At 44.3% G+C, this 9062-nt stretch carries 5 protein-coding genes; 2 read left to right on the plus strand and 3 right to left on the minus strand.

Annotated features, from left to right (window positions below; all coding sequences use genetic code 11):
- Positions 1–53 precede the first annotated feature (53 nt).
- The 3 genes from VN429_RS09685 to VN429_RS09695 form a co-directional block, all read right to left on the minus strand.
- Positions 54–2267, minus strand: a complete 2214-nt coding sequence (locus tag VN429_RS09685) for an efflux RND transporter permease subunit (RefSeq protein ID WP_325632685.1) — start codon at positions 2265–2267, stop codon at positions 54–56.
- Between the two features lie 40 nt (positions 2268–2307).
- Positions 2308–3588: a COG1361 S-layer family protein gene (locus VN429_RS09690; RefSeq protein WP_325632689.1), complete on the minus strand. Its 1281-nt coding sequence runs from the start codon at positions 3586–3588 to the stop codon at positions 2308–2310.
- Positions 3589–3663: 75 nt separating this feature from the next.
- Positions 3664–4956: a COG1361 S-layer family protein gene (locus VN429_RS09695; RefSeq protein WP_325632691.1), complete on the minus strand. Its 1293-nt coding sequence runs from the start codon at positions 4954–4956 to the stop codon at positions 3664–3666.
- Positions 4957–5233: 277 nt separating this feature from the next.
- Between VN429_RS09695 and VN429_RS09700 the strand changes: the two genes are divergently transcribed.
- Both VN429_RS09700 and VN429_RS09705 read left to right on the plus strand, forming a co-directional pair.
- Positions 5234–7537 carry an Orn/Lys/Arg family decarboxylase gene (locus VN429_RS09700; RefSeq protein WP_325632693.1) on the plus strand — a complete coding sequence of 768 codons (2304 nt, stop codon included), beginning with the start codon at positions 5234–5236 and terminating at the stop codon, positions 7535–7537.
- 2 nt (positions 7538–7539) lie between these two features.
- Positions 7540–8979, plus strand: a complete 1440-nt coding sequence (locus VN429_RS09705) for an amino acid permease (protein ID WP_325632695.1) — start codon at positions 7540–7542, stop codon at positions 8977–8979.
- The last annotated feature ends 83 nt before the right edge of the window (positions 8980–9062 follow it).

Raw genomic sequence — 9062 nt, forward strand, 5'->3', positions numbered from 1 at the left:
GAATTGTAGGGTACAATCTCTTTTTGGAAACATAGTCAATGGTGGATGGAGGATTATTCAAAGTAATCCTCTATCCTTCCAAGAATTGCCAAAATCGCTGGCATGATAATAATCGCACCGACGAGTGAGAAAATTACTGCAATTACTGTCATCACTCCGAAATTTGAAATAATTGGAAATGACGAGAGCAAAAGAGCAGAAAATCCGAATGCAGTCACTAACCCAGACACAGTAATCGAAGCTCCAATCTTTTGTACACTATTAGAGATTGCCTCTATGAGATCAGGGGTGGTTTTTCTCTCTTCAAGATACCGCTCCATCATCAGAATCGTGTATTCAGAAGACACTCCAATGGTGATTGCACCAAGAGAAGCTGTAATAAAAGTGTAATCGATGGAAAATACCCACATCACCACTGCATTCCACCCGACAACACAGATGATAGGAACCATAGGTGCAATTGAGACAAAATGCCGGTAGGCAATAATAAGGAAGAGTAGGATCATCAGGAATGCAAGATTTGTCATCAGTGGTTTGAACTTGACAATATCATTCAGGGTAATTGCATTTAATTCAAACATTCCGCTTGTACGTGCAGAAATTCCAGGTGGTGGCTGGGCCCAGCCAACATTGTCAAGAATGACCTGCCTGATATCGCTCATCTCCTGAGCTTTCAATGAAACGGTTTGAAACTCCATCAGCCCGATGATCTTTTCTGATAGGTATTTCTTCTTTTCACTTTCTGGAATTGAAGAGAGAACTTCATCAAGTTGTGACAAGGTATCAGGAAGTTTTCCGCCATTATATTCCTTAACAAGGGTTGCAATACTTGTGTATCCTATTATCTTATCCGGATATACTGATTGAATAAATGCCCCATATCTCTCCATCCATTGTAGCGATTCGAGAGAGGTAAGATCAGATCCTGTGAGGACAAGTTCAACCGGAGTCTGGGATCCCAGAAGATTTGTAACTTTATCCATTACCACCTTTGCTGGCATATCTGAAGGAACCATTGAATCCTCGGTGGTGTCTATCGGGATCTGATCGTCTATTACCATCCCGATACCAGCGAGAACCAGAACCAGTACAAGTATGAGAACAGGAGCTCGGGCAACTTTTTCTGCAACTTTGGAGAGGATCTGATTGTATTTCTCAAATAGATCTAGTTTTCCACTGGTTGGAAGATCCTTTGGCTGGTAATTAATCAGGATTGCAAGAGCTGGAAATCCAAAGAGGGTAGCCCCATAAGCACAGAGGATGCCAATTATTGCTGTTAATGTAAAACCGGTAAGTATCGGAAGCGGAGTTATAAACAGAACAACAAACCCGAGCATCGTGGCCACCATTGCATACAAAACTGCAGATCCGGTATTGCAGATTGTCGTTCTGATGGCATCTTCAAGTGAGGATACACGGAGCTCATCATTGAGCCGTGCCTGAAACTGGACAGCATAATCTATACCAAGTCCAAGAAGAATGGGAAATCCACCAATTGCTCCGATGTTGATTGGAACCCGGAATGCTCCCAGGATTCCAAAGAGATACACAAGCCCGACCATGACAAAGGCAAGAGGGAGAAGACGATATCTGACAGATCCAAAGAGAATAAAAAGACCGATGAACATCAGAGTAAATGCACCAAGAATCAGCACAAAGATCTGTTTTGTCATCTCGGTCATCATCTGCTGATCAAAAGCATCGCTTCCACTGATCTCGATGGTGACACCGGGAGGAAGATGTGCCTCATTAATAACTGCCTGGATAGGGTCAAGAAGTGACTGGGTGTCTCCCTTTGTGACAACTGTTCCAAGGGTATGCAAAGAGTCTGGAATAATCTCTTTTTGTTCTGATTTTGAAAGACGGGAAAAAGCCTCTTCTATTCCATCATTAGTTGCAGGAATAGATCCCTGATTTGCAAGAAGAATTGCATCAGAAACTGTTTGAACATCTTCCACCCCCGGTATCCGGAGTAACTCCTTTTTGAGAATCTGGAGATCTAAAATCAGGGCATGATCAAGAGGCTTTGGGGCTGATATGTACAGGACTACATCCTTTTCAAGTGCAAACTTATCGGTATAGATGGTGTACCATCTCATTGATGGATCATCATGGCTCAGGTAGATGGATGCTCCTGATTCCATGGAAAGATTCCCAATAACGATGAGAGCGGCAAGAAACAAAAGAGCCATGACCAGGAGAACCTCTGCAGGTCTCTTAAGAACCAGGTCAGCAACTCCACAATAAAATGAGTTCAACAGAGTCATGACCCACCCCTCTCAGAAGATGTGAGAATAAAACCCATGATCAGATCAGCCGTCCCTCACGTCTTAAAAACAGGTATCCAAAAACCAGGATTGCACCAACTAATATAACCAGAGAGACAGGAGAGAGGAGAATAGCCATGATACCTGGATCGGTGGTGTTAAGTTCTATCTTCAGGGGGTCTGAAAGGTATACAGATCCATCATCTCCCCGGTATTTTACATCTGTTAAAACTCCATATGGCTTCACCAGGGCTTTCTGGCTAAGAGAGAACTCATAACTGGTTGCAGCCGACTCTCCTGGTGATATATTTCCAAGAAGTCCACCGGTCTGCTTTGAACTGACCGGATCTACAGGAACAATTTTTGCAGTTGCTCCGATTGCTGGTGCATCACCGATATTGATGTATGTAACACGAACAACTGCTGATCCACCAGGAGTTATCTGGGGCCTGTCATACGTGATATTAAATTTTGGACCTGTACTTACCGGGATTCCGATGGAGACAGGCTGTGATGAAGTGAGATTTTGATTTTTATCCTCGTATGAGATCTGAACAGTCGCCGGGATAACAGATGCATCAAGCAGATCTGAAACTGAAACCCTCCATTCTACGGCCCTGGTCTCCTGGGTATTAAAGATTCCAAGGTGATACCCACCCTGGTATATCGTGATTGGACTATTTTTTCCGGTTGTCAGTTCAGCTGATGCATTACTGCCAGAATAATATCCGATATTGGTAATCTCTGCCCTTATCGTTCCTTCCTGTCCGGGAGCAATATTTGAGGTGGTGATGTTGTCAACCCGTATTCGTACCTTCTCTTTTATTGTGATCGGGATTTTGAGTGTTACATCCTTTGTTGTGTAATGAAACACATTAGTCAGCCCATCTTTTGCAATAGAATCTGCATATTGGTACTGAATTTTCAGGTCCAGAGAATAGGAGCCGGCTTTTGCGTCAGCAGGTATGATTATCGGAAAGGTGAGAGGGATACCTGTTGCAGGTGGAATGGCGGGAAGTGTCTGGACAGTGTGAATGATATCTGCAGGAGAATCTCCTGGCTCAAGGGTGAGCAGTACAGCATAGGGGACAATCGGACTTGATTCCACAGGGTTGGACGCATCAAGAACAAGTTCAGGGTTAGTTGCAATATTTGCAATTTTTATGAGAAGTGGAGTTACATTCCCTGGTGTGCATTCATTATCCCCAACTATTGTTGCAGCAAATTCCGGCTCACCGTAGGGATATGGCACTGCGGATGCGTGAAAAATACATCCAGAGATTGCAAGGCAGAGAATGAGCACAGAAAGTAGTATTCTCATCTGAAAAGTATCAGTACGATAGTGATTGGCTCGAAAAAGACCTGAAGGAGTCAGGAATGTCATCTCTTGAACTCCTTAATTGTGGTGCCTGCGTCGGAGATAGAAAAATCCTCCTCCGATTATGACTATCAGGAGAATAATTCCACCAATCATCATCAGATTTCCATTGGAATCTGTGACCATAACCGGAACTTTTACCGGGTCTGAAACAAATTCAGTCAGGTTCTCATCTGTATACCTGATTTCAGAGTCAAGGGCATACTGCTTGCTTGTCGAACCACTATTGACATTTAATTTAAACTTTGCAACAGCAGTATCCCCGGGTTTCATAGTACCAAGATAGGCCTGATCATCTTCACTGGTAAATGGATCAACAATGGTGATTCCTGCCTGGGCATTATAGATAGTGTCTGATCCTGTATTGGTATATGGAACAGTGATAACTCCTTCACCACCTGAATTAATATTGTTCTGTTGATTTCCTATAGTGAACGAAATCTTTGGTCTGAATCCTGCACTTACTGATTTTTTGTCACTCTCTGCAGTAAGACCCTGGTAATCGGTATATACTGCCTGAAGAGTCAGGGGATATTGTATTGATGGATCGGCATTAGAAGCAACAGAGACCTTGTAGGATAGATTTGCAGAGGACTTTACAGGGAAATCTCCCAGGTACACGCTGTCCTGATACGGTGCTATCGGGCCTTTTCCAACCGGCTCAAGATAAAAGACTGTGTTTTTCCCATCATCAGATCCGATATTACTGACATTGACAAGGATATGGCCGTCACCTCCAACATAGAGATCACCTGAGTCTATTGAATTGATTCCAAGACGAACACTTTTTCTCAGGGTTATCGGGATGCTGAGTGTCTGTTCCTCTTCCTTGAAACTGTACTGGATCTCATCAAGCCCATTCTGGGTAGCCTCATCCATGTATTTGTACTTCAGGGTGAGTGGAAGTTGATAACATCCTGCTTTAGCAGATTCTGGGACGGTTATAACAAACGGTGCCTGAACTACAGTTCCTGATTTTACGTCACCGAGTATCTGTGGATCAGATGATACCTGAACTGGGGAGTCTCCTCCTTCAAGGAGTGCTGATAGTGAAAGAGCAGTTGTAGGGAGATAGTCAGGTGTGATAGTTCCGGTATTTACGAACTTCATATTGATAAGACCGGAGTTTGCTATTGTCACAATGATCTGGGTTTTCTCTCCAATCTGAAGTTCGTTACTCCCTCCAATCCCGGCAGTCAGAACCATTTCACCTGATGAGTATTTATCTCCGGCTAATACAGGGGAAATTATCACACTCAAAATAGCAATGAGAAATATTCCATACGAACAATACTTCAGGGCTCCAGTCATGGGTAGAACTCTGATCTGCCTGTGGATATATATTTTTGTATTACATCAGGGGATTGGTTCTCATCATCATATGGCCATGCATATGAATTTCCATATCATCTCAACCATGTCGACCATGGCTATACGGTTTTAATATCTCCTGAAAAAATTTTGATCAAATATCCTTACCATACTTTCATATGGTTGTTGTTCTTTCTAAAAGTAAGTACACAGTTTTTCCCAATAAGGGAATACGGGTAGGGTACTGATACCATATTACATTCTCACGGAGGAGAGGATGAATCCTGAAGAGAAACTGACCATTGCAATCATAGATGATGCCATGCATACTGATACTCCTCATGGCCGCACAATGAGGAGAATTGTAAAGAAATTAGAAGAATCAGGGCTCGTAGTTGGGGATGTCGGATCTTTAAATGATGCACGGGCAGCAGCAGCTCAGCTTCCAGGAATAGATTGTATCCTGATAAACTGGGATCTTGGAGGAGATTCACAACAAAATCATGAATCAACTACGAAAATAATCCATGAGATCAGAAGACGCAACGATGAACTTCCGATCTTCTTACTGGCAGAGCCCGCCTCACAAGCTCCGAGCGGTCTTACAGTTGAGATCGTCAAAGAGATCAATGAGTACGTGTATGTAATGGATGATACGCCAGATTTCCTTGCTGGAAGGATAACGGCAGCAGCACGACGATACCGTGAACAGATGCTCTCTCCATTTTTCTCAGAACTCATCAAATTTTCCCGTGATTTTGAATACTCCTGGCACACTCCAGGTCATGCGGGTGGAACTGCATTTCGTAAAACACCGGTTGGCAGAGCATTTCATACCTTTTTTGGTGAACAACTCTTCAGGTCAGATCTCTCGATATCAGTAGATGAACTTGGATCCCTGCTTGATCACTCGGGACCGATTGGAAAAGCTGAAAAATATGCAGCAAAGGTGTTTGGAGCAGACAAAACGTATTTTGTCACAAACGGAACTTCAACTGCCAACAAAATCGTCTTTTTCGGAGCAGTCACTGAGGGAGATATCGTTCTTGTAGACAGAAACTGCCATAAATCAGCCGAGCATGCTCTCACCATGACTCATTCTGTACCAGTCTACCTCATCCCGTCACGCAACAGGTACGGAATTATCGGGCCTATTCACCCGGATCAGTTGACACCCGAAGCAATAAGCAAAAAAGTTCAGGCATGCCCTTTTACAAAATATGCCGATAGTGATCATCCGGTTCATGCAATAATTACAAATTCCACATATGATGGTCTCTGCTACCATGCTGCACAGGTAGAACACCTGCTCGGCCAGACAGTGGATCGGATTCATTTTGATGAAGCCTGGTATGGGTATGCCAGATTCAATCCCCTCTATCGTGACCGGTTTGCGATGAGAGATGGATCAAAGGATCCCAATGGGCCAACCGTTTTTGCAACCCAGTCTACACATAAACTCCTTGCAGCCCTTTCACAAGCCTCTATGGTTCATGTCAGAAATGGCAGGGTTCCAATAGAGCACTCACGGTTCAACGAGGGATTTATGATGCATACTTCCACTTCCCCGCTTTATACAATCATTGCATCCCTTGATGTTTCTGCAAAGATGATGGATGGCCCGTCAGGAAAAATACTGACGGATGAGTGTATAGAGGAGGCTATAAGGTTCAGGCGAACCATGGCACGGATCAATAGGGAGATTGGACACAGAGAGACCCCGTCTGACTGGTGGTTCGGAATGTGGCAGCCTGATGCAGTGACTGATCCAAAGAGTGGCAAACGGATATCATTTACTGATGCACCGCTCGAGACTCTTCGTGATACTCCGTCGTGCTGGGTTCTGCATCCCGGTGAGAACTGGCATGGGTTTGAAGGACTCGAAGATGATTACTGCATGCTTGACCCAATCAAGGTCACTATCCTGACTCCTGGTGTTGCAAATGACGGAAGTTTGGAACCTTTTGGAATTCCTGCAGCCCTTGTAGTAAAATTCCTTGATACCAGGGGAATCATCAATGAAAAGTCAGGTGATTATAGTATTCTCTTCCTCTTTTCAGTAGGAATAACGAAAGGAAAATGGGGGACTCTTATCACTGAACTCTTTGAGTTCAAGCGGCATTATGATGAAAATACGATGCTTGAAGAGATCTTCCCTGATCTCATAGAATCCTATCCTGACCGGTACAGTGGAGTGACTCTCCCTGAACTTGCTGAAGAGATGCATGCATTCAAACGGGATCACCGGATGCTTGAAACCCTTTCACAGGCCTTCTCTTTGCTTCCTGAACCAGTAATTACCTTTGCGGATGCATACAAACGGCTTGTTCGTGGAACCGTAGAGCAGGTCCCTGTAGAAAAAATGGGAGGCAGAGTTGTTGCAACCGGAGTAGTTCCATATCCGCCAGGTATCCCACTCCTTCTTCCGGGAGAACGTGCTGGAGATCAGAATGAACCAATTCTACAATACCTGAAAGGACTCCAGGACTTTGATTCCAGGTTCCCGGGATTTGGTCATGACACCCATGGTGTAGAGGTAGTAAATGGTCAGTACCTGGTTAGTTGTATAAAAGAGGAATAACAATGAGTGAATCGATGCAAAAATCCGGAAAACCTCCGGTAAAAAAAGTTCTGGGTGTCTTCTCGCTTGCCATGATAAATGTGGCTGCAGTCCTCAGCATCAGGAACTTTCCGTCAATGGCTATCTACGGGTGGTCCTGTATCGGGTGGTATCTTCTTGGAACGATCTTTTTCCTCATTCCCATCACGTTTGCGGGTGCAGAACTCGCAACTGGATGGCCTCAGGGAGGAGGTGTGTACACCTGGGTGAAGCAGGCATTTGGTGAGAAGAGTGGATTCATCGCTCTTTTTTGTGAATGGTCAAATAACCTGGTCTGGTTCCCAACCGCTCTCTCGTTTATCGCTTCAACCCTGGCATTTGCTCTCACTCCCCAGCTTGCAAGCAGCCCATGGTACATGTTCACGGTCATGATGGTTGCATTCTGGGGAACGACGGCAGTTGCATACTTTGGTGAGGACTTTTCAGCAAAATTTGGAAACTTCGGAGTAATAGTTGGGAGTATTATTCCTGCAATTCTCATCATCCTTCTCGGGGTATTCTGGGTGGCAATGGGAGCTCCGCTAGCAATTCCTCATTTCTCCATAGGTGCCATGATACCACAGATATCATTATCCACCATTCCATTCTTTTCAACAATCATTCTCCTCTTTGCAGGAATGGAGATGGCAGGATTTCATGCACTTGAGGTTAAAAATCCACAGACTGATTTTCCAAAAGCCATGGGATTATCAACTCTTATCATCCTCTTCTGCACGGTTTTTGGAACACTGGCAATCTCGTTTGCAGTTCCGGTTGAGAAATTAAATCTTGCATCCGGGGTCATGCAGGCAATTCAGTACTTCTTTACAACCATGGGTATTCCCTGGCTTATAGCACCGATTGCTATCCTGATCACGGTAGGCGGTATTGCCCTGCTTGCATCATGGCTTATCGGTCCTGCAAAAGGACTTGGAGTTGTTGCAGAAGAAGGGAATATGCCTCCGATGTTTGATCACACCAATAAATACGGAGCACCTGTAGGAGTTCTTATTACACAGGCTCTCATCGGATCGCTCATCTCCCTCCTGTATGTCTTTTTGCCTTCGGTCAACCAGGCCTATTGGATTCTTTCTGCAATGACCGTAGAGCTTCTCTGCATCGTGTATGTGCTCGTATTTGCGTCGCTCATAAAACTTCGGTACAGCCAGCCAGATACTCACCGTCCTTACAAGATTCCCGGAGGAGTGGCAGGAGTCTGGCTTGTTGGAGGACTTGGAGTGGTAGGAGTTGTCTTCGCTTTTATCGTAGGACTCATTCCTCCAAGTTACTATCCAAATGCAGGGGAATATGTCTTTAGTGTTCTGCTTGGAACAGTACTACTTGCCGGACCTCCACTGGTATTCCTGAAAGTAAAAAAACCGTCGTGGCTTCCAGAAAAAAATGCTGATTCAGGTGAAGTATAATGAATCATAAGAATATGGAAATTGGCGCAGTTATCGTTGTAATTATGATAATCTTGCTCCCGTTTGGGTGGATACTTCTATCA

The sequence above is a fragment of the Methanospirillum sp. genome, assembly GCF_035560735.1.
Classification (GTDB): domain Archaea; phylum Halobacteriota; class Methanomicrobia; order Methanomicrobiales; family Methanospirillaceae; genus Methanospirillum.